The sequence below is a fragment of the Nigerium massiliense genome, assembly GCF_000826085.1.
Classification (GTDB): Bacteria; Actinomycetota; Actinomycetes; order Propionibacteriales; family Propionibacteriaceae; genus Propioniciclava; species Propioniciclava massiliense.
Genome location: NZ_CCYM01000001.1, coordinates 135,734 through 156,591, shown reverse-complemented (window position 1 = coordinate 156,591; position 20,858 = coordinate 135,734). Strand labels below are relative to the sequence as shown.

The 20,858-nt window shown below is 71.7% G+C and carries 20 protein-coding genes; 9 read left to right on the top strand and 11 right to left on the bottom strand.

Annotation, left to right across the window (positions count from 1 at the left end; all coding sequences use genetic code 11):
- Nucleotides 1–2: 2 nt before the first annotated feature.
- Nucleotides 3–1,550, bottom strand: a complete 1,548-nt coding sequence (locus BN1187_RS00760; RefSeq protein ID WP_040157662.1) for a hypothetical protein — start codon at nt 1,548–1,550, stop codon at nt 3–5.
- Nucleotides 1,551–1,714: 164 nt separating this feature from the next.
- Between BN1187_RS00760 and BN1187_RS00755 the strand changes: the two genes are divergently transcribed.
- From BN1187_RS00755 to BN1187_RS00740, 4 genes are all read left to right on the top strand, one after another.
- Nucleotides 1,715–3,040, top strand: coding sequence for a cell division protein PerM (locus tag BN1187_RS00755; RefSeq protein ID WP_147675036.1), 1,326 nt, complete (start codon nt 1,715–1,717; stop codon nt 3,038–3,040).
- Between the two features lie 545 nt (nt 3,041–3,585).
- Entirely contained in the window at nt 3,586–3,819 is a 234-nt protein-coding gene (locus tag BN1187_RS14525; protein WP_218184533.1) for an SGNH/GDSL hydrolase family protein, read from the top strand.
- A gap of 150 nt (nt 3,820–3,969) precedes the next feature.
- Complete coding sequence (locus BN1187_RS00745; RefSeq protein WP_040157658.1) at nt 3,970–4,176, top strand: hypothetical protein; 207 nt, start codon at nt 3,970–3,972, stop codon at nt 4,174–4,176.
- A gap of 96 nt (nt 4,177–4,272) precedes the next feature.
- Nucleotides 4,273–5,142 carry an NAD(P)H-binding protein gene (locus tag BN1187_RS00740; protein WP_040157655.1) on the top strand — a complete coding sequence of 290 codons (870 nt, stop codon included), beginning with the start codon at nt 4,273–4,275 and terminating at the stop codon, nt 5,140–5,142.
- Here the strand turns inward: BN1187_RS00740 and BN1187_RS00735 are convergent.
- From BN1187_RS00735 to BN1187_RS00705, 7 genes are all read right to left on the bottom strand, one after another.
- Entirely contained in the window at nt 5,128–6,327 is a 1,200-nt protein-coding gene (locus BN1187_RS00735) for a hypothetical protein (protein ID WP_147675035.1), read from the bottom strand. The two genes, BN1187_RS00740 and BN1187_RS00735, sit on opposite strands and share 15 nt — an antisense overlap.
- Nucleotides 6,324–7,190 carry a glycosyltransferase family 2 protein gene (locus tag BN1187_RS00730; protein ID WP_040157649.1) on the bottom strand — a complete coding sequence of 289 codons (867 nt, stop codon included), beginning with the start codon at nt 7,188–7,190 and terminating at the stop codon, nt 6,324–6,326. The genes BN1187_RS00735 and BN1187_RS00730 overlap by 4 nt, the downstream gene beginning before the upstream one ends.
- A 2-nt stretch (nt 7,191–7,192) precedes the next feature.
- Complete coding sequence (locus BN1187_RS00725; protein WP_040157646.1) at nt 7,193–7,972, bottom strand: ABC transporter ATP-binding protein; 780 nt, start codon at nt 7,970–7,972, stop codon at nt 7,193–7,195.
- A complete protein-coding gene (locus tag BN1187_RS00720) occupies nt 7,956–8,807 on the bottom strand; it encodes an ABC transporter permease (RefSeq protein WP_040157643.1) in 852 nt (283 codons plus the stop codon). The genes BN1187_RS00725 and BN1187_RS00720 overlap by 17 nt, the downstream gene beginning before the upstream one ends.
- Before the next feature lie 564 nt (nt 8,808–9,371).
- Entirely contained in the window at nt 9,372–10,118 is a 747-nt protein-coding gene (locus tag BN1187_RS00715) for an SDR family NAD(P)-dependent oxidoreductase (protein WP_040157640.1), read from the bottom strand.
- The gene (locus tag BN1187_RS00710; protein WP_040157637.1) at nt 10,111–11,337 is read right to left on the bottom strand and encodes an AMP-binding protein; all 1,227 of its coding nucleotides are present in this window, start codon (nt 11,335–11,337) and stop codon (nt 10,111–10,113) included. Before BN1187_RS00710 ends, BN1187_RS00715 begins: the two co-directional genes overlap by 8 nt.
- Entirely contained in the window at nt 11,334–11,588 is a 255-nt protein-coding gene (locus BN1187_RS00705) for an acyl carrier protein (protein WP_040157634.1), read from the bottom strand. The genes BN1187_RS00710 and BN1187_RS00705 overlap by 4 nt, the downstream gene beginning before the upstream one ends.
- A gap of 103 nt (nt 11,589–11,691) precedes the next feature.
- On the opposite strand from BN1187_RS00705, the gene BN1187_RS00700 reads away from it, so the two are divergent.
- The 3 genes from BN1187_RS00700 to BN1187_RS00690 all read left to right on the top strand — a co-directional run bounded on the left by BN1187_RS00700 (nt 11,692) and on the right by BN1187_RS00690 (nt 15,204).
- Nucleotides 11,692–12,195, top strand: coding sequence for a GNAT family N-acetyltransferase (locus BN1187_RS00700; RefSeq protein WP_040157632.1), 504 nt, complete (start codon nt 11,692–11,694; stop codon nt 12,193–12,195).
- Complete coding sequence (pseI, locus tag BN1187_RS00695; RefSeq protein WP_040157629.1) at nt 12,192–13,244, top strand: pseudaminic acid synthase; 1,053 nt, start codon at nt 12,192–12,194, stop codon at nt 13,242–13,244. The genes BN1187_RS00700 and pseI overlap by 4 nt, the downstream gene beginning before the upstream one ends.
- Before the next feature lie 115 nt (nt 13,245–13,359).
- A complete protein-coding gene (locus BN1187_RS00690) occupies nt 13,360–15,204 on the top strand; it encodes a hypothetical protein (RefSeq protein ID WP_040157626.1) in 1,845 nt (614 codons plus the stop codon).
- A 78-nt stretch (nt 15,205–15,282) separates the two neighbouring features.
- On the opposite strand, the gene BN1187_RS00685 is transcribed toward BN1187_RS00690, so the two are convergent.
- The 3 genes from BN1187_RS00685 to pseB are packed head-to-tail and all read right to left on the bottom strand — an operon-like array spanning nt 15,283 to nt 18,275.
- Entirely contained in the window at nt 15,283–16,134 is an 852-nt protein-coding gene (locus tag BN1187_RS00685; RefSeq protein ID WP_040157622.1) for a hypothetical protein, read from the bottom strand.
- A gap of 25 nt (nt 16,135–16,159) precedes the next feature.
- A complete protein-coding gene (gene pseC, locus BN1187_RS00680) occupies nt 16,160–17,287 on the bottom strand; it encodes a UDP-4-amino-4,6-dideoxy-N-acetyl-beta-L-altrosamine transaminase (protein ID WP_040157619.1) in 1,128 nt (375 codons plus the stop codon).
- Nucleotide 17,288: 1 nt separating this feature from the next.
- Entirely contained in the window at nt 17,289–18,275 is a 987-nt protein-coding gene (pseB, locus tag BN1187_RS00675) for a UDP-N-acetylglucosamine 4,6-dehydratase (inverting) (RefSeq protein WP_040157616.1), read from the bottom strand.
- A gap of 95 nt (nt 18,276–18,370) precedes the next feature.
- On the opposite strand from pseB, the gene BN1187_RS00670 reads away from it, so the two are divergent.
- Together BN1187_RS00670 and BN1187_RS00665 are read left to right on the top strand one after the other, a co-directional pair.
- Entirely contained in the window at nt 18,371–19,429 is a 1,059-nt protein-coding gene (locus tag BN1187_RS00670; protein ID WP_040157612.1) for a PseG/SpsG family protein, read from the top strand.
- Nucleotides 19,430–19,439: 10 nt separating this feature from the next.
- Complete coding sequence (locus BN1187_RS00665; RefSeq protein WP_147675034.1) at nt 19,440–20,852, top strand: cytidylyltransferase domain-containing protein; 1,413 nt, start codon at nt 19,440–19,442, stop codon at nt 20,850–20,852.
- Nucleotides 20,853–20,858: the final 6 nt, after the last annotated feature.

The window sequence follows — 20,858 nt, the reverse complement described above, 5'->3', positions numbered from 1 at the left end:
GTTCAGCTCAGCTGCGCGAGCCGTTCGCCGGCCCGCTTCGCCACGGCGTTGAACGACGCGTCGCTGAAGTCGAAGGACTTCTCGGGGTTGGCCAGCAGGAAGACCGCCTTGTCGCCGCGCGACACCACGGTGACGCGGAAGCGGGCTGTGGCGGAGGCGCTGACCTGCTGGTCGACCACGAAGGTGGCCCCGGACGCCGGGGACGGTGAGGCGTACGTCTGGCGGACGGTGGCCGTCCCGGTGCGCTGGGCGCAGTCGGTGAGGTTGGCCGCGACCTGCCGGGAGAACGCCAGCGCCGCGGCCGGGCTCGCGAAGTCGTAGACCGCTTCGTCCACGCCGAAGCCCCGCGGCGCCTGGGGGTCGTCCTCGAGCAGGTAGGTGCGATGGCGCCCGGTCGCGCCGGGGACGTGGTTGAGGTCGACGACCTCGCACTGGCTCCCGGTCAGCCGCAGCGAGGGCTGGTCGGCGCCGCGCCAGACGCCGGCGTCCGGTCGGATGCGCGGGATGTCCCCGGCCACCAGCCAGCCCGCGGGATCGCCGGTGGGCGGCAGCTCGCTCATCGCCAGCGCGGGTGAGGACGGGCACGCACCCGAGGCATCGCTGCACTGGGCGCGCAGCGAGTCGGTCAGGACGGCCAACGCCGCGGCCGGCTTCGGGGCGGCCCCGTCCTGGGCAACGTCGAGGACGTCCAAGAAACGGCCGGTGCGTGCCACCAGGACGGTGTGCCCCTGGGGCGTCGCCTGCTCGACGGACGCCGTGACGCCCGCCACCTCGTCGGCCGCCCCCGTGGCGCTGATCCCCTGGGAGAGGTAGGCGCCGGGGCAGGTGCCGAGCCGGGCGCGGGCGGCGGCGTAGGCGCTGTGCGCGGCGGTCTCGTCGGGGTAGGTGGCGATGCGGTGCAGCGCGGTCGCCCCCGCGGTCGCCCGGGTCAGCCGGCGCTCGGCGACCCGTTCGGGCTGGGGGGTTGCGTCGTCCGCGGCCAGGCACAGCGGCTGTGCGGCGTCGGTGCCGCCGGCCGCGGCGTCCTCGGTGACGACGCTCCATCCGGAGCCCAGGCCGGTCAGGGCGCCCGGCGTGACGAGCGCCGCCTCGACGGGGTCGGGCGTGGCGCTCGGGGCCGGCGACGAGGCGGGCGCGGGCGGGTTCCCGGGTCGGAAGCCGAAGAGCACGGCGGCGCCGACCAGCGCCAAGACCAGCACCAAGACCAGGCCCAGCAGCCACCACCAACGCGTGCGGCGGGTCCCGGCCGAGGCGGTACGGCCCGCGGCGGAGGCGCCGACGGGCGCATCGGCGGGGGTGAGCGGGGACGCCTCGGCCGTCCCGGAGGGGCTCGCGGCGGAGCGGCGGGGCAGCGGCGGCGTCCAGTCCTCAGGGAGGGAGTCCTCGCGGTAGCGACGGCCGCGGGGTTGCCCGTCCGCGGCGGGCAACGCGGGCTCGGGCGGCACGCCCTCGCCACGCGGACGGGCGGGGCCGGACGCCGACCAGGAGCCGCCGGACGGGCCAGGGCTGGCGTCGGACGGCCGCTGGCCACGCAGTTCGTCGTCGTTCATGAACATCCTCTCGCCGGTCGGGGCCCTGGTCGCTTCGGCGGGGTGCGCGGTCGCGAAGACGGCCGCGTCCCGGTGGGGAAGTCCCGGGGTGCCCGGCCGACTTTAGCAACGGCGGGCGTGTCCGCAGCCGAGGGCATGCGGGGTGCGCAAGCATGATGGGCATCATGCCCAAGCTTGTTTCCCGGCGGCCGGACCCGGTCAGCCTCACCGTCTCCTCGCCGAGCGAGGACCGCCTCGAGGACGGCCGTCTGTCGCGGCTGCCGTATCTGCCGTGGCTGGCCGCGGCCGTGCTGGGCTCGATCTGCTCGGTGCTGTTCGGCTGGCTGCTCGTGGGCGTCCCGATCGTGGTGGCGTGGCTGTCGGCCACCCACCTGGCGCTCACCACCGTGCTCGATGCCATCAACCAGTTCTGGCTGCTGCTGCACGGGGTGCCGGCGCGCGTCGGGGACGTGACGATCGGCATCGTGCCCCTCGGCGCGACGGCGGTGCTGGGCGTCGCGATCGCGTTCGCGACCACCTACGCTGCCACGCAGATGCCGCCTGCCGACGGCGACGGCCAGCGCGCGCGGCTCCGCTCCGCCGCGCTGCTGAGCGGCGCGGTGACTGGCGTCTACACCCTCGGCACCCTGCTGCTCGCGACGCTGGTCGGCAGCCCCACCCAGGCGGCCCGCAGCGTGGTCGGCGCGTTCCTGGTGTCGGCGCTGGCGTCCTTCCTGGCGTCGGCCCGCGCCCGCGGCGTCGATCTGACCGGACGCCTCCCCGGCTGGGCGCGGAGCCTGCCGCGAGCGGCGGGGCTCGGGCTGGCGGTGCTCACCGCGGGCTCGCTCGCCGCGGTGGCCGTCGGCGTGATCGTGAACTGGCCCCGCGTGAACGCCCTGACCGGCGCCCTCGCCCCCAACCCGGTGGGCGTCGTCTTAATGATCGTCTGCCTGCTGGCGTGGCTGCCCACGGTCGTGCTGTGGGCCGGGTCGTACGTCCTCGGCGCCGGCCTCGGGCTCGGCGCGGGCGCGATCGTGACGCCCGGCGCGACGACCGTGGGGTTGCTGCCGGCGATCCCGCTGCTCGGGGCCGTCCCGGCCGCCGGCACGCCGGCCGCCTGGTCCTGGACCGCGGTGGGGCTGCTGGCCGGCGTCGCCGTGGGCGCGTGGTTCGTCCGCTCGCGTCGCCGGGCCGGGAGCGCGCCCGACCCGAAGTCCTGGTCGTGGCAGGCCGCCCTCGCGGGGCTGGTGACCGCGGTGGTGTGGCTGCTCGCGTCGGCGCTGAGCCGCGGCGACCTGGGGACCGGACGACTGCAGGGCCTCGGCCCGAGGTTTCCCGACCTGCTCTGGTGGGGGACGCTGCCCCTCGTGGCGGGCGCCGCCGCTGTGGCGGCCCTCGCCGCTTGGCGATTGTCGCCGAAGCGGGAGCGGTCCACGGACGCCGTCGGGTCCGCCGACGAGTCGCGCGGGCGAGGACGCCTGGGTCGCCGAGGCGGGGGAGCGTCCGGCTAGGGCGCGTTGCTCACAACTGACGGACCATCCTGACCGCCATGAGGGTTCCGTTGTCCGGGGTGGGTAGCTGAGGATGAGCGCATGACCCCGCCACCAGGCCGCGCGATAACCGACCAGCACCGTGAGACGTTCAGCCTGCTGCGAAGCGTGCTCGTGTACGCCGACTCGCTGACCTGAGGCATCATCCCGGGCACGCGTCGCCGGCTGCCGTTCGAGCAGCGGTGGCCCGGGGTGCTGGAAGCGGAGATGAATAACTGCGACGCCCACGTGCGCGTGATCGAGGACTGTCTCAACGGACGCCGGACGGTTTTCGACGATCCCTACAAGCCGGGCCGCAACGGTCTGGTCGGAATCGGTCAGGTCATGGAGGCGCACTCGCCCCTAGCGTTGGTGGTGGTGATGCTGGGCACGAACGACTTCCAATCGATGCACCCACACAACGCCTGGCACTCGGCCCACGGCATCAAGGCGGTAGTGCAGGCGATCCGGCAAGCCCCGGTCGCGCCCGGCATGCCCGGGCCGCCCGTCCTGGTGATCGCTCCCCCATGTTCGATCGTCCCCGCGGACCGATCGGACCCAAGTTCGAGGGCGCCCAGAACAAGGCCCACGGGCTGGCCGACGCATACCGTGAGGTGTGCGTCGAGCTGGGCTGCGCCTTCTTCGACGCCAACACCGTCACCGGCCTCAGCAAGGTCGACGGGGTGCACCTGGACGCCGACCAACACGAAACCCTGGGAAAGGCCCTCAGCCAGCCGGTCCTGAGCCTCCTGGGCACCTAGGTACGAAGCGAGCGGGCGCGGCGCTGGTCGAACAAGCACCGCAAACGGGCTGTCACGCCGCGGCGTGAAGGTCCACGGTCAACTCGGGCCAAACTGTCCAGGCTGAGGGCACAATGACGTCATGCAGGCCCCCTAGCCGAAGGAGCCATCGTGACACCGACGTTCTTCGACAAGCTCAAAGGGCTCGTCAAACCCCGCGCTGATGAGGCCTCGAACGAGACACGAGACGCTGCCTGGGAAGCTCACGACGAACGCGTCCGCACCGAACGGTGGCGCCAAGGCGGCTACGGGCCACGCGGCTCGTGGACAGACTTCGCCCGTGGCAACTCCACCGAGTTCGGCCCCAAACAGCCCTGAGCGAGCGCCCACAAGGCCCGAACCCCGATGAGGACGAGATCGGGCCGCCTCTGCGGCTAGCGTTCCTGGTCGGGACTCGACGAAAGGAACAGCCGAATGCGGATCGCGGTCACGACTCCGATGGGTCATGTCGGACGGCACCTCACCTCCATGCTTATTCGTGCAGGGGTGCGCCCCATGCTGTTGGCTCGGCATCCGGAGGCGATCCCCCACGCGGTGCTCGACTATGCGGACGTCGTGGAGGCTGACTCCACTGACTCTTCGCAGGTCGTGGAGGCAACCCGCGGGGTGGACGCCCTCTACTGGGTCGATCCCAGCGTCTGGTCAGACGACCCACTGGGCGACTACGCCCGGGCAACCCGCGCGCTGACGGACGCTGTGACCGCCAACAGCATCGGGCGCGTCGTCTTCCAGAGCAGCATCGGCGCCGAGAAGCGGCACGGCGTGGGCGAGATCGACGGGCTCGCCGCCACGGAGGTCGCCCTCGACGCTCTCGACCTGGACGTCACCCACCTCAGACCCGGCTACTTCTTCACCAACCTGCTCTACGGGCTCGAGGGCCTTCGCGAAGGGCATCTGGAGACGGTGTTGCCCCTGGACATGCGGCAGGCCTGGGTAGCGCCGCGTGACATCGCCGAGGTGGCGGCGCTCACGCTGCTCAATCCGAGGTGGCGCGGCCGCCGCGTCCAAGCGGTTCACGGGCCGCAGGATCTGTCGTGGAACGAGGTGGCCGGCATCCTGACCCGGGAGTTGGGGCGCGACGTGCGGGTGGAGAGGATCAGCGACGACGAGATGCGTCACCAGTGTCTGGCTTCTGGGGCGGCGCCGAAGATGGCCGACGCTCTCCTGGGCATGAGCACCGGCGTCCGCGAGGACTTCCGCGCGGAGCAGCCGCGGACGCTCGCCACGACGACGCCTACCACCCTGGCCGGTTGGATTCGCGAGGAACTCCTACCTGCGCTGTGATTCATCGGGCGGTCGTGAGGACGGATCGAGCCTGGGCCGGCCACGGGCGGCGATGGCCTCGTCCAGGTCCGCCTCGGCGACGCAGGGACCGACGAACTGGTCGAACAACGCGCGCTGATCGCGGCTCAGCTCCCGCTCGATCGTCTCGGTCCCGGGGCAGGCCACGCGCAGCGCGGGACGACCATGGACCGCCGCGAGGTTCAGCAGGGCGGTGCTCGTCGCCCCGAGGACGAGCCCGGCGGACGCGATGCGCGGGGTGAGCTCCGCGGGCGTCGAGCCGGCCCAGACCTCTCGGTCCGCGTAGCGCGCCACGTCCTCGACGGGGTGGGGGCGCACGACGAACCGGAATCCGGCACGCTCGCAGGCCTGACCGACTCGCGTGACGTGGCTCACGTAGGTGGCGGCGTCGACCACCCCGAGCTCGATCCACGGCTGGGACAAGTACACCGCGACCGGGCTGCCGCTGCGCGTCCCGGCGGGGTCGCCGGACACTCCACCCTCCCGGTCCGGCGCCGTGGCGCCCGTGGGGGCGCGCGTTCCGTCGGCGGGGTTCGCGGCGCCGGCGTCCGCGGTGCGGCGGAACTCCGCGGCGACGTCCTCGTTCGTCCACCAGCGCCCGTCGTGGCGCTCGTACAGGGGCCAGGGCCTCGTCGTCAGCAGCTTCCGCGCGGCCCGCACGGCCACGGAACGGATGGTGGCCCACGGCTCGCGGGTTCCCTCGCGCCGCCAGGAGTCGCGCCGGGTGCGCCAGGTGCCGTAGCTGCCGATGCCCTCGTCCGTGACGACGACCTCGAAACGGCGGCCCGGGTGGGTGGCCGCCAGCCGCAGCCATGGCTTGATGCCGGGCGCGCCCACGGCCAGGTAGGTCAGGTGCTCGCCCGGCGCGGCCTTCGGGGTGCCGGCAGCCTCGAGGACGAGCCGCGGGTCGTGGGGCAGCAGGCGCGCCAGGTCATCGTCGGTCACGGCGGTGACGCCGAGGAAGCCGCCCCGCCCGAGGACGACGAGCCGGATCGGCCCGGTCGTGTTGGGCAACAGCGCCCGCAGGTAGGACGCCCCGTAGGCCACGTGGGCTTGGCTGCGGACGCCCGTCCAGACCACCAGCCGCGGCGTCGCGGGATCGACCGGGCGGCGCGTCAGCCGGTCACCGCGCGGGGGCGACGGGTGGCGGCCGGCGTCGCGACTCACCACAGCGGCGGACGGCCCAGCCGGGTCATCCGCCAGGCCGTCGACCACCGGATCGGCTTGCGTCCGCCGGGAACCGGGCCGCGGAGGCCCTCGGCGAGGCCGCCGAACCAGACCCGCAGCGCGTGCGGCCGTCGGACGCGCACGACCGTGGCGGCCGACCAGACGGCGAGGTAGCCGACGGCGAGCGGCAGAGGAAGGTTGCGCCGGGCGACCCAGGCCCGGTTGCGGGCGGTCAGCCGGTAGAAGTGGTCGTGACGGGCCGCGGTGGTGGCCGGGTGGCACACCTCGATCTCCGGGTGATAGACAATGCGCCAGCCGCGGTCGAGCAGCCGCATGGCGATGTCGGCGCCCTCGTGGCCGAAGAAGAAGTCGGGCGGCCAGCCCCCCACGGATTCGAAGGCCGACCGGCGCATCATGCACAGCGCCTCCCAGAACACCGCGGCGTCGCCGCCCTGGGCGTTCTTGGTGAACAGCCGTGGCACCCAACGACGCGGGGACGGCCGTCCGTCGGGGTCGACCCCGCGGGGCTGGACGACGCCGACGCCCGGCTCCTGCAGGGCGGCGACCATGCGCTCCAGGACGTCCGTGCTGGGCAGGAACGCGTCGTCGTCGTAGAAGAACAGGTACTCGCCCGTCGCGAGCGTGGCCGCGGCGTTGCGGCCGCCCACGCAGCCCAGGTTCTCCGGCTCGTGACGCGTCTCCACCCAGTCGGGGACGCCCTCGGGCTCCCAGCCGTTGCCGATGAGGACCGTCTGCAGCTCGACGCCCGTCTGGGCGTGCAGCGTCTCCAGGGCACGGGCGAGTTCGGTGGGCCGGTTGCCCATGGACAGCACGAGGGCCGAGACCGTCGGCAGCGTCGCCATCGTCAGACCTTTCGATTCTCGTAGGCCGCCAGCACGTCCTCGGTGGGACCGTCGGCCAGCAGCTCACCCTTTTCGATCCAGATCGCGCGGTTGCACGTGTCGCGGATCGACTGCATCTGGTGCGAGACCAGGAACACGGTGCCGGCGGACTCGCGGATCTCGCGGATGCGCGCCTCCGACTTCTTCTGGAAGGCGCGGTCGCCGACCGACAGCGCCTCGTCCACGATCAGGATGTCGTGCCGGGTGGCCGTCGCGATCGCGAACTTCAGCCGGGCCGACATGCCCGAGGAGTAGGTGCGCATCGGCAGGTGGATGAACTCCTTCAGGCCGGTGAACTCGACGATGTCGTCGAACATGTCGTCGATCTCGCCGCGCTTGAGCCCCAGCGCCAGCCCGCCGAGGTAGATGTTGCGTTCGCCGGACAGCTCGGGCAGCAGCGCCGCGCCGACGCCGAGCAGGTTCGGCCGGGACGATGCATAGACGGCGCCCTTGGTGGCGGGGGTCAGGCCGGTGATCGCCCGCATCAGGGTCGACTTGCCGGAGCCGTTGGAGCCCACTACGCCGATGGACTCGTTGGCGTGCGCGACGAACGTCACGCCCTTCAGCGCGTGCACGACGTGGATCTCGCGGCGCCGCTCGAAGATCTTGGTGCCGCTGTCGGCGCCGGCGCGGCGTCCGGTGGCCAACACCCGGTAGTCGACGTGCAGATCGTCCACCGCCACGACGGGACGCCCCGGGGCGTCCGCTGCGTCGTGGGCGGGCTGGTCAGTCGTCCCGGCCATAACGCTCCTCCGCGGCCCAGAAGTAGATGACGCCGACCACGAGCAAGCCGACGGCCCACAGCGCCAGCCTCCAGAAGTACGCGTAGTCGATGTGGTAGCCGCGCACGAGGATGCCGCGCCCCAGCGCGAGCACGTGGTTCAGCGGGTACCAGTCGAAGATCAGCCGCAGGTGCGGGTACGACTGCAGCACCGTCGCCGGGTTGAAGAACACGCCGGCCGTGTAGAACAGGATGCGGTTGATGTAGGGGACGAACTGGCTCAGGTCGCGGAAGTGGACGGTGAGCCGGGCCATCACCAGCGCCACGCCCGTGTTGAACAGGGCGAACAGCACGATCAACGGGATGAGCAGCAGCCAGTTCCACGTCGGGAGCGACCCGAACACCACCGTCAGCACCAGCATCATCGCGATGGCCGGCAGGAACGACAGGAACTGCTGCAGCACGACCGACAGCGGCAGCACGAGCCGGGGGAAGCTCAGCGAGCGCACCAACTGGAAGTTGTTGATGATGGAGCGGCCGCCGCTGAGCATGCTGTTGGTGAAGAAGTCGAACAGGAACACGCCCGTGAGCAGGTACGGGATGAAGTTGTGCGGCCGGCTCGAGCCCAGGATCACGCCGAAGATCAGGCCGTAGATCAGCGCGTTGAGCAGCGGGCGCAGCAGCACCCAGCCCATGCCGAGGCGATTACGTTCGTTCTCCGATTGAAGGCGGTACTGCGCCATCGTCCAGATGAAGTCGCGGCGGTCCCAGGTTTCGCGCAGGTAGGTGCCCAGTGGCAACCGCGCGCCGACCCGGTGAAGACCGTTGGCCTCCACCACCTCGGAGATCTCACTCATGCCTGGTCAAAGTCTTCCTCGAGTCGGGTCCCCGGCTCCGCAGAACGATCCGCTGCGGTCCCGTGCGGACGGCGGGCGGGAGATCCCCGTCCGGCCTGGGGTGACCCTACCAACTCGCGGCCGGGTTCCCGCGCTCCGCCGACGGGCCCGGCGCTGTGTCGCGGAGGCGTCCGAAGCAGACGGTCAGCCCGGCCACGTCGCGGTGCAGGGTTTCGACGCGGGGATCGCCCTGCCCGAGCCGGTGGGTGCGCTGCCAGACGAGGATCGACGTGCCGGTGAGCTTGGCCGCGACCTCGCTGGCCGTCCAGGCGACCCAGAAGTCCTCGGCCGTGCCGTGCCCTTCGCGCTCCCACCGGGCGGCCAGCGCGTCGGGGATGGGACGCCCCGGGCGCTCGGCGTCGACGGCGTAGGTGCCGGGTTCGTCCGGGCGCCAGCACAGGCGCGTCGCCTCGTCGGTGTAGCTGTGGACGCCCTGGCAGCCCGGCCCGCAAGGCGCCGGACGGGTGCCGCCGTCCCCGGCGGTGAGGACGAGGGCGGAGTCGGACGCCAGCCGCGACAGCGCGGTCAGATCGAGCCGCCGCCGTCCACGACGAGCACCTGGCCGTTGGTGTTGGTGTCCTCGAAGAGCAGCAGGTCGATGTAGGGGATGATGTCGTCCGGCTCGACGAGGCGTCCCGACGGAGTGCGGCGGGTGATCGCGTCCAGCTGGGTCTGACCGAGCACGGAGCTCATCTCGGAGGCGAAGAAGCCAGGGGCGATCGAATTGGCCAGCACGCGGCCGTGCATCTCGCGGGCGATCGTCCGCATCGCGGAGTCGAGGCCGCCCTTCGTGGCCGAGTAGGCGACCAGGCCGGCGTAGCCCCGCTGGGCGCAGATCGACGTGATGAACACGATGCGGCCGCGGCCCGGGCCCGCCATGATGCGGCGCAGCACCGCCCGGGTGAGCACCAGGGGAGCGGTGAGGTTCGTCTCGATGATCTGTTCGATGCGGTCGGGCGAGGTGTGCACATGCAGGCTGTCCTGACCCACGGCGGCGTTGTTCACCAGCGAGTCGATCGGGCCGAGCTTGGCCTCCGCCTCCTTGATGAAGGACGTCACCGCCCGGCGGTCGGTGGCGTCCACCGAGCCGACATGGACGCGGTCGGGGTGGGCGTCCGCGAGTTCCTGCAGCTCGGGCGTGACGGTGCGGGCGAACGCCGCGACCTTCGCCCCGTGCTCGACGATCGTCTTCACGATGGCCAGCCCGAGGCCGCGGGAACCTCCGGAGACCAGGACGCAGGAGGCGGAGGGGATCGGGGTCACGTCAGACATCGCTTTTCAGGCTCTCCTTGATCGGGATGGAATCCAGCAGGCGGAAGCGCCGCGGCACCGCGTAGTCGGCGAGGCGCTCGGCGCACCAGCGGGCGAGGTCGGCCTCGGTGGTGTCCTGGTCGGACAGCACGACGTCGGCCTGGACGACGGTGCCGACCAGCGGCGCGCGGCGTCCCTTCGCCGAGGCCCACAGGACGCCCGGGTGCGACTGCAAGACGTCGCGCACCTGGGACGCCGAGACCTTCGAGCCGCCCACGTTGATCTCGTCGGACGCCAACCGGCCGGTGATGAGGACGCGTCCGTCGCGGATCTCGACGCGGTCGCCGGTGTGCAGCTGCGCGTCGACGCCCTCGCCGCGGTGCGGGGAGGCGATGACGAGTTCGTCGCCGTCCACCGACAGCCGAGGACGCCCCTCGCGTGGCTCCCCGGTCAGCCAGGCCTCGGGGAAGCCCGCCCGGCCGTCGTGCACCGCGATGGACGCGCCGGCCTCGGAGGAGGCGTAGATCCAGGAGACGCGGGCGTCGGGGAAGGCCCCGTGCAGCAGGTCGAGGACGCCCTGGTCGACGGGTTCGCCACCGAGGGTGATCTGCTTGAACGCGATCTTGGCCAGCGTCTCGCCCGAGCGCATCAGCGCCTGCCGCCAGAAGGTCGGGGTGCCGGAGGCGGCGTCCACGCCGTGCGCCAGCGCGATGTCGGCCCAGTTCTCGAGGCGGTCGTTCTCGACGAACACGACGTCTTGGCCCGGCAGCGACAGCCCCAGCGTGACCACCTGCCACCAGGCGTAGGCGCCCGGCGTATACGGGCACAGCCAGGTGCGCGCGGGCTGCTCACCGCGCACGGTGGTGAGCGAGTCGAGCGTGTGGGCGACGTGCTTGGGCCGTCCCGTCGAACCGGACGTCAGCAGCCACACGCGTCCCGCAACCGCCTCGCGGGGCTCGGGCAGCGGATCGACCGCGACGTCGAGGCCGGCCACGTCGACGGTCGCCAGGCCCGCGGCGCGCAGGCTTTCGACCAGCCCGGCCTCCTTGCGGGTGTGGGAGGCGACGAGGGTCTCGCGCGACGGATCGGTGGCGTGCGTCCAGACGGCGGCCAGCGCCTCGGCGTGGCCCTGCACGAAGAACGCGGACGCCGCCGGGGCGTCCAGGGTCGCCAGGTCACGCCAGGTGCCCTCGAAGGTGCCCGCGACCAGGCGGTTCCCCGCGCCGGCGGGCTCGGTCATGCCTGCTCGACGAGCTGGCCGATGAAGTCCAGGACGTCCCCGATGGTCTCGATGGAGCGCAGGCCGGGGGCGTCGAAGTTCAGCTCCTCGTCGATCTCGTCCTCGACCTTGAGCGCGAGCTCCGAGAAATCCAGGGAGCGAAAGCCGAAGGTGTCCAGCGCGGTGGCGTCGTCGTCGGGCAGCGTCTTGCCCTGCTTGGCCATCACGTCGGCCATCATCTCGCGGACCTGCTCACGGCTGAGTTGGCTCATGTTCGTCCTGTCTCGGGTCGGGGGAGTGACCGTTATAGTCTAAGCGACGATCCCCCAGGGTGCCTCGCGCACGCGCGGGGCCCGACCTTCGAGAGAGGGACAGATGCTTCGCGCGGCTGTCGACAGTGACAAAGACCTGGTGCGGACGTGGCGCAACCACCCGCAGGTGCGCGCGGTATCGCTCACCCAACACGAGATCTCGCCGGAGGAACACGCCGCTTGGTGGGACAAGACGATGGCCGACCCGACGCGCCGCGTCCTCATCTACGAGCGCCAGGGTGAGCCGTCCGGGGTCGTCACCTTCTTCGACCTGGACGCCGACGCCGGCACCGGCTGGTGGGGCTACTACCTCGACAACGCAGGGCTGGAGGAGCGAGGCGCCTTGTTCCCGGCCTGGATGTCGATCCAGCGCGCCGCCGTTAAGTACGCCCGCACCGAGCTGAAACTCGCCAGCCTGGACGGCGAGACGCTCGCCGCCAACGCCACCGTCGTCGACCTGAACGCCCGGCTGGGCTTCGAGGAGATGGAGCGGGAGACCCGCGACATCGACGGCACCCCCACCGAGATCATCCACACGCGCATCATCTTCGAGGAGAACGCACGATGAAGCCCAGCGTCCAGATCGGCCACGTTTCCGTCGGCAACGACCAGCCCCCCTTCTTCCTCGCCGAGCTGAGCGGCAACCACAACGGCGATCTGGGCCGCGCGCTCGAGATTGTGGACGCCGTCGCCGAGGCCGGGGCGCACGCGCTTAAGCTGCAGACCTACACGGCCGACACGATGACGATCGACGCGGACACCCCGAACTTCCGCATCAGCGACGGGCACTCGCTGTGGGGTTCGCGGCGGCTCTACGACCTCTACGAGGAGGCGCACACGCCCTGGGAGTGGCACGAGCAGATCTTCGCCCGCGCCAACGAACGCGGCATGCAGGCGTTCTCCAGCCCGTTCGACCCGACCGCCGTGCAGTTCCTCGAGGGTCTCGGCGTGCCGGCGTACAAGGTGGCCAGCTCCGAGATCGTCGACCTGCCGCTGGTGCGCGCGATGGCCGAGACCGGCAAGCCGATCATCATCTCCACCGGCATGGCCTCGATCAGCGAGATCGACGCGGCCGTCGGCGCGGCCCGCCAGGCCGGCAACGACAACATCATCGTCCTGTCCTGCACCGCGGAGTACCCGGCCGACCCGGCATCGGCGAACCTGCGCTCGCTGCCCACGCTGGCCGCCGCGTTCGACACCCTCGTCGGGCTGTCGGACCACACGATGGGCATCGGCGTGCCGGTCGCGTCCGTCGCGTTCGGGGCGTGCCTGATCGAGAAGCACGTCACTAAGCGGCGCGCGGACGGCGGCGTCGACTCGGCGTTCTCGCTCGAGCCCGAGGAGGTCTCCGCGCTCGTCCGCGAGACGAAGGTCGCCTGGCAGGCGCTGGGGGAGAACCGCATCGGCGCGAAAGAATCCGAGCGCGAGGGCCTGCGGTTCCGCCGCTCCCTGTACGTGACGCGCGACGTCCGCGCCGGCGACATCGCGGGCCCCGAGAACGTCCGCTCGATCCGGCCGGCGGGCGGGCTCGCGCCCGACGCGTTCTCGGTGATCGAGGGACGCCCCTTCACCCAGGACGCCGTCAAGGGCACCCCGCTGACCTGGGACATCATCTGAGCGCGCTGGGCGGCCACCCGGGCCGCCCAACGCGGCCCGGCCGCGCCTGCCGGCCTGGCGATCGCCGGACGATAGACTCGCCGCGCGCTTCCACGACATAAGGAGAACGGGATCGATGACGCACCAGATCGACGAGCGCAGCGGAGCCAGGCTCTTCGGCGGGGACATGATTGAGTGGTCGGACTTCGCGGGCGGTCGTCGTCCGGGCGACGTGATGGTCGAGGACATCCCCAAGCCGACGCCGACAGAGGAGTACTTCTACCGCCAGCTGCTTGAGGCGCACCACGCCGAGCGCATCCTGTTGGCCGGCCCGGCGGCAGCCCGCCTGCTGCCGCTGATCGATCCCGAGGTGACCGTCGACGTCCTGGTGCGCGCCCGCACCGACGCGCGGACGCTCAAGGGGGTCCATCCCCGGGCGCTGTTGTGGTGCGGGGCGCTCATGCGGTTCGAACCCGAGACGCGCTGGGACCTCGTCATCTCGCTGGATCCGACATCGCGGCTGAACACGCCCGACGACGGCAACCTCTCCCCGGTCGAGGTCTTCAAGCGCCTGAACGGGCTCGTCGCCGAGGGCGGCACGTCCTACGTGCGGCTCGACAACCGCCTGGGCATCGACCGCCTGATCTACTCCACCCCGAACCTCCAGGCCGACGAGAACTGGACGGGCGGCGCCTGGCCGGGGCTCGACCAGCTGACGTTCGAGCAGGCCTGCGCGCTCGTGGCCGACACGGACAACGAGGCCTTCGCGCTGCTGCCCGGCACCGACCGCACCACCATGATCGCGCGCGAGGGCGTCCTGACCGATGGGAAGCAGACCTCGCTGATGACGGCGCTGGTGGGCCGCGTGACGTCGGACGAGCAGGCGCGCGTCGGCGGCGTCCAGGATCCATGGGCCGTGGTCGAGGGGGCCGTCGGCTCCCGCCAGGGCCTCTCGCTGGCGCCGTCCTGGCTGGTCCGCACGGGCGGCGGCGTCGACCTGCCCCAGTTGGTCGTCGAGATCGACCCCCTCACGACGCGCAGCGCGCGCCCCGGTTTCCGCCGTCTCGGCGTGGTGGCGTCCGGTGAGCAGAACCTGCAGTGGACGGCCGTTCCCGGCAGCGACGTCACCGACTCCTATGTCGAGCGCACGCTGGCCCGCAGCGTCAGCCGCCGCGATCACCTGGAGGGCGAGCTCGTCGAGATGGCGTGGCGCCGCGCCTGCGGCACCACCCACGTCGAGCCCGTCCGCCGCACCGTGCAGCGCTGGGCCGACTGGATGCGCTCGCCCGAGGGCCCCGACGAGCGGCAGCGCTTCTTCGCGACCCCCGACAACGTCCTGGTGGACGACGAGGGTCACTACGTCGTCGTCGACGATTCGTGGAACTGGCTGGGCAAGGTCCCGGTCGACGTCGCGATCTGCCACGGGCTGCGCACCTACGCCTGGCGCCTGATCAAGGCCGGGACGCCCCACCCGTGGAACGCCGACGTGAGCACCGACGGCCTGGCGTCGACGCTCGGCGCGATGAGCGGCGTGGAGTGGACCAAGTCCCTGCTGCGGCAGACCGCCGACATCGAGGAGAACATGTCGGCGATCCTCAAGGGCCGCGCCGACGACGTCGACGCCCAGTCCATCGACCGCAACCTTGAGGCCGGTAGGGCGTCCGCGCTGGTCACGAGCGGCTGGGCGATGGGGCGCCGCGAGTCGGCCGACACCATGGGCCGCATGGCGCGCGAGCTGGGGGCCCGGTCTCAGCAGGTCGAATGGCTCGAGCGCCAGGTCTCTTGGCAGGACGCCCGCATGAGCACGCTCAAGCGTGAGCTGTCCGACATCCGCAAGTCCAGCACCTATCGGCTGGCCCGCAAGATGACGGCCCCGGGCCGCGCCGTGATCGGGGGCGGCAAGGCCGTGCTCAAGCGAGCCGTGCCGTCGAAGTACTGGCGGCGCCTCGACAAGGTCAGCCGCCGCATGGCCGGTGAGTGAGCCGCCGGCGCCGCGGGCGCGATGACGAACGGGCCGGGCCCCTCCAAGCGAGGGGCCCGGCCCGTGTCGTCAGCGGTCTCAGCCGTTGGCGCTGTCGGCCTCGTGCGGCAGCTTCCACTTGAACAGCCGACGGATCTCGGGCGGCGAGAGGCGCACGTCGATGCCGAGCTCGGTGGTGGCGTAGGCGCGGGCGATGTCGCTCGGGACGAACGTCTGGTGCATCTCGGGCCACAGCCGCTGCTGCTTGGCCATGCCGCCCAGGATCGCGTGGTCGCCCTCGAGCACCATCGGGTCGCCGTAGATGCCGACGTCCGCGCCGGTGGAGGCGCCGTAGAACAACGCCGAGCCCATGCGATTGCTGACGACCCTCTTGTGGCGCCGCAGTTCGGTGAGCTGGCGGTACAGGAACAGCGGCTCGGTGTTGCGGTAGCTGTGCCCGCGCTGGCCGTGGCAGATGACCCGGACGCCCTCGTTCTCGTAGGCCTCCCGGATCTTCTTGTCGCGGTACTCGTCGAAGTACAGGCAGACCGTCAGCGGGACGTCGCCCTCGACCTCGCGCACCTCGGCGAGGTAGTCGGAGTGCGAGCCACGCAACTTCTGGCCCTCCCAGCCGTGGAACGGGTAGACGATCGTTCCCTCGCGGTGCGGGTTGGACGCCTCCCAGGCCTCCTGCTCCTCCATCAGGAGCAGGTAGCTCCACGGCGAGCCGACGACGGCGTAGCGGCGCAGGCCGGTCGCCCAGCCGCGCCGGGCGACCGCCTCCGACCAGACGAACTTGGGATAGTTCGGGGCGAAGGGGGTGCCGACGGCGAAGCCGTCCCAGGTGTTCCAGCCGTGCTGGAGGTAGCCGAAGATGCGTGGGACCGTGTCCAGCCCGGCGTAGCGAGCCATGATGTGCGCGTGTCCGTAGAAGTGGTTCGCGTGGTGCATGCGGTCAGCTCCCGGGGATAAAGGGTCAGTGGGCGACGATGCCGATCAGGGTCTCGATGACGCGCTCGACGTCGGCGTCCGTCAGGTCGGCGAACATGGGCAGCGACAGTTCCTCGGCGTAGAAGGCCTCCGCGTTGGGGCAGAGCCCGCGCCGATCGCCGAGATCCTCGAAGAGGGGGTGCCAGTAGACCGGCATGTAGTTGACCTGGACGCCGATGCCCTGCTCGCGCATCGCGTCGAACACCTCGCGGCGACGGCCGTCCTTGATGCGGATGGGGTAGAGGTGCCACGTCGGGTCGACGCCCTCGGCGACGCCGTGGATGCCCAGCCCCTCGACGCCGGCGAACGCCTCCTGGTAGCGGGCGAACACCTCGGCGCGGCGCGCCTTGAACTGCTCCAGGCGCTTGAGCTGGCTCAGCCCCAGCGCGGCATGCACGTCGGAGAGCCGGTAGTTGAGGCCCCACTCGTGCACCTCCTGGTGCCACGGGCCCTCGTCGGGGTGGCGCATGCGATCGCGGTCGCGGACCAGCCCGATGAAGTGGAACTCGTGGGCGCGCTGGCCCAGGTCGGCGTCCAGCGTCGCGACGGCCCCGCCCTCGGCCGTGGTCATGTTCTTCGTCGGGAAGAACGAGAACGTGGTGAGGTCGGCGACCGACCCGACGGGACGTCCCTGGGTGCGCGACCCGATGGAGTGCGCGGCGTCCTCGACGGTCAGCGCGCCCGCGGCGTGTGCGATCTCGTTGAGCCGGTCGATTGGAACCGGTTGGCCGGCGAAGTCGACCGGGGCGATCACCTTCGTGCGGTCGGTGACCAGGGCGGCCACGGAATCCGGGTCGATGTTGCCGGTCGCCGGGTCGATGTCGGCGAACTTCACGGTGGCGCCCAGCGTGACCGCGCAGGACGCTGTCGCGACGAACGTCATCGGGGTGGTGATGACCTCGTCACCCGGACCGACCCCGGCCGCGGCGTAGGCGGTGTGCAGGGCGGCGGTGCCGGACGTGACGCTGACCGCGCGGGTCGCGCCGACGTAGCTCGCCAGCGCCTCCTCGAACGCGGTGACCGCGGGCCCGGTGGTCAGCCAGTCCCCGCGCAGGACCTCGCTGACGGCGGCGATGTCGTCGTCGTTGATGGATTGGTGTCCGTAGGGCAGCACGTCAGACCTCCGTGGCGAGGATCTGCATCATCTGCTCGCCGCTGTACCACTGGTCGTTCTTGTCCGACGTGTAGTGGAAGCCGGCGGGCACGGCCACGCCGTGGTCGGGCGCGGTGTAGCCCCAGGTCGCCAGGTCGGGCTGCAGGACGAAGCGGGAGTCGTTGAGCTTGAGGGCGCGACGCCCCTCCTCGGCGGAGATCATCTCCTCGTGCAGCTTCTCGCCGGGGCGCAGGCCGATCTCGTGCATCTCCGCGCCGGGCGCGACGGCCTGGGCGAGGTCGGTGATCTTCATCGACGGGATGCGCGGCACGTAGAGCTCGCCGCCCTGCATGTGGTCGAAGCTGTCCAGGACGAACTGGACGGCCTGCGGCAGCGTGATGAAGAACCGCGTCATGCGGAAGTCGGTGATCGGTAGCGACTTGCCCTCCAGTGCGAGCTTGCGGAAGAACGGGATCACCGAGCCGCGGCTGCCCATGACGTTGCCGTAGCGCACGACGGAGAACCGGGTGCCGTAGCTGGCGGCGTAGTGGTTGCCGGAGATGAAGAGCTTGTCGGCGGTGAGCTTCGTCGCGCCGTACAGGTTGATGGGGCTGGACGCCTTGTCGGTCGACAGGGCGACGACGCGCTTCACGCCGCAATCCATGGACGCCTCGATGACGTTCTGGCTGCCCAGCACGTTCGTCTTCACGAACTCGAAGGGGTTGTACTCCGCGGTGTCGACCTGCTTGTAGGCGGCCGCGTGCACGACGTAGTCGACGCGGTGCATCGCCCGGCGCAGCCGGTCGAGGTCGCGGATGTCGCCCAGGAACCAGCGCAGGCGGGGGTCGTCGCGGAACAACTGGCGGCACTCGTACTGCTTGAGCTCGTCGCGGCTGAAGATGACCACGCGACGCGGATTGATGTCGTTGAGCAGGCGGGTGATGAACGCCTTGCCGAAGGAACCGGTGCCGCCGGTGATCAGGATGGATGACCCTTCGAGGATGCTCACGTGGGGTTTCCTTTGCACTCGTGGAGGATGGTCGGTGGGTGGCGGCCGACCCGGGCCGCGCTTCGCGCCGCGTCAGGACAGTATCATCAGACGCCATGATCACCCCCTCGACACAGCGGCCGTTGCACGTCGCCGTCCGGTGCGACGCCACCCAGCACGGAGGCGTCGGGCACCTGGTCCGCCAGCTCGCCCTCGCCGAGGAACTGATCGCCCGCGGGCACCGGGTGACCCTGTGGGGAACGTGCGAGGTGCCGTGGGCGCAGCGCCAGGCGGCCGAGCGCGGGCTCGCGTTCGTCGAGCCGCCGGCTGGGCCGCACGACCTGACCGCACGCCTGCTGGCCGAGCGCGTCGACGTGCTGATCATCGACGGCTACGCCTTCGACCCGGTGCTCGGCACCACGGCGCGGGCGGCGGGCGTCGGCGTGCTGACGCTCTGCGACGGCGAGTTCGGCCTCGACCAGGACGCCGATGTCTACGTCGACCAGAACCTCGGCGCGCACGCCGCCCAGGAGCGCCACCCGGACGCGGAGTTCCTGGTCGGGCTGGACTACGTGCTGCTGCGTGACGTCGTCCGCGACCGCCGCGGCGTCCGGCGCGAGGCCCTGCCGGCCGGCGACGCCCCGCGGGTGCTGGTGGTCTTCGGGGGGACGGACGCCTACGGCGGGTGCCGCGTGCTGGTGCCGCTGCTGCTCGCCACGGACGCCCCGGTGGAGGTGGTCGCGATCGCGGCCCGGCGCGAGGTCGCCGACGAGCTGGCGGCGCTCAAGTGCGGCCCGGGCCAGCGCGTGACGGTGCTGCCGACGGCCGACGACCTGCCCGGCATCGCGGTGGGCTGCGACGCCGCGGTCAGCGCGTCCGGGACCAGCGTGTGGGAGTTCCTGTGCCTCGGCGTCCCGATGGCCCTGGTGTGCGTCACCGACAACCAGTTGCTCGGCTACCGCGAGGCAACCCACGACGAGCTCTGCCTGCCCGCGGGGAAGCTGACGGCGCTCCGCGAGGACGCCGGCTCCCGCGCGGCGTCCGTCGCCCAGCTCACCCGCCTGCTCGAGGACCCCGCCCTGCGGGAGCGCCTCGCCAGCCGCGGTCGCGGCCTCGTCGACGGACGTGGGCGCGAGCGAGTGGCGGACGCCGTCGAGCGTCTCGCGCTGCGCTAGCTTGACCCTCATGCGCACGCGTGTCGTCATCCAGTCCCGCCTGTCGTCGTCGCGGCTGCCCGGCAAGGCGCTGATGACGGTGGCGGGGATGCCGCTGATCGAGCTGGTGGCCCGCCGCGCGTCCCGCACCGGCTACGAGGTGATCGTCGCGACGTCCGTGGAGCCCTACGACGACCGCATCGCCGCTCACCTGTCCCGCGTCGGCATCCCCGTGATGCGCGGCTCGCTGGACGACGTCCTGGGCCGTTTCGTGCAAGCCACGTCCGACATGGAGCCCACCGACCGCGTCGTCCGGCTCACCGGCGACAACCCGGTCGCCGACGCGCTGCTCGTCGAGGAGCTCATCACCGCCCTGGACACGGACGGCCACACCTACGGCCGCGTCGACATCGAGAAGGTGCCCGAGGGCCTGGGCGCCGAGGTCTTCACGGTCGAGGCGCTGCGTGCGGCCGGCGAGCAGGCGTTCCGCGCCTACGACCGCGAGCACGTGACGCCGTGGATCCGTCGCGAGCTCGGCGAGCTGCTGTTCGCCCCCGCCGAGAACCCGGGCGACCCGGTCGCCTACCGCTGCACCACCGACTGCCTCAACGACTACGACCGCATCAGCCGGCTGTTCGACGACGAGCCCGACCCGATCGGGGTGCCGTGGTCGCGGCTGGTCGAGAAGCTGAAGGCGCACGTGGACGCGCTCGGCCCGATGGCCCGCCGCGCCCCCCGGCAGGGCCCGCGCCTGACCGAGATCGTCCTGGGCACCCGCCGGGTCGGGCTGGCCGGCCCGCGCAGCGAGCGCCGCGACGGCTCGGTCGTTCGCGACACCTTCGCCCAGGCCGTCAACCGCGGGGTCAGCCACGTCGTCGCCGACCCCCGCGACACGGTCGTCGTCCGCCAGGGGACGCTGCCCGCGCTGCAGCAGCGCCTCGGCACCATCGTCAAGCTGCCGCTGCTGGCCCGGCAGGGCACGCCGCGCCACCTCATCACCCAGGTGCGGGCCTCGGTCGAACGCGCGTTCGCCGACGTCGGCCAGCGCAAGCTCGCCGGCGCTGTGTTCGCCTCCGTCGAGGACGCCCTGGCCGGCGACGGCGCGCCCTGGAAGCGGTTGCGCGACTACCAGCTCGTCGGCTCCGTCGTCGAGATGGGGGTGATGCTGGGCGACACGCACGAGGTCGCGTTGCTCGGCGGGCTGCCGGGCCTCGATCTGGTGATCGTCCCGTTCGACCAGGGCGACCGCTTCCTCGCCCAAGCCATCGCCGACCAGCTGGCCGACGTGGCGTCCGGGGGCGTGACGATCCTGGCCAGCATCGCCGACGCCTCGCCCGAGCGCGCGCTGGAGCTGTTGGACGTCCCGTGGATCAGCTCGGTGATCGTCGATCCGGCACTCACCCCCGACCTGGACGCGGTGCTCGACGCGGCGGAGGCTCGCTAACCTGGA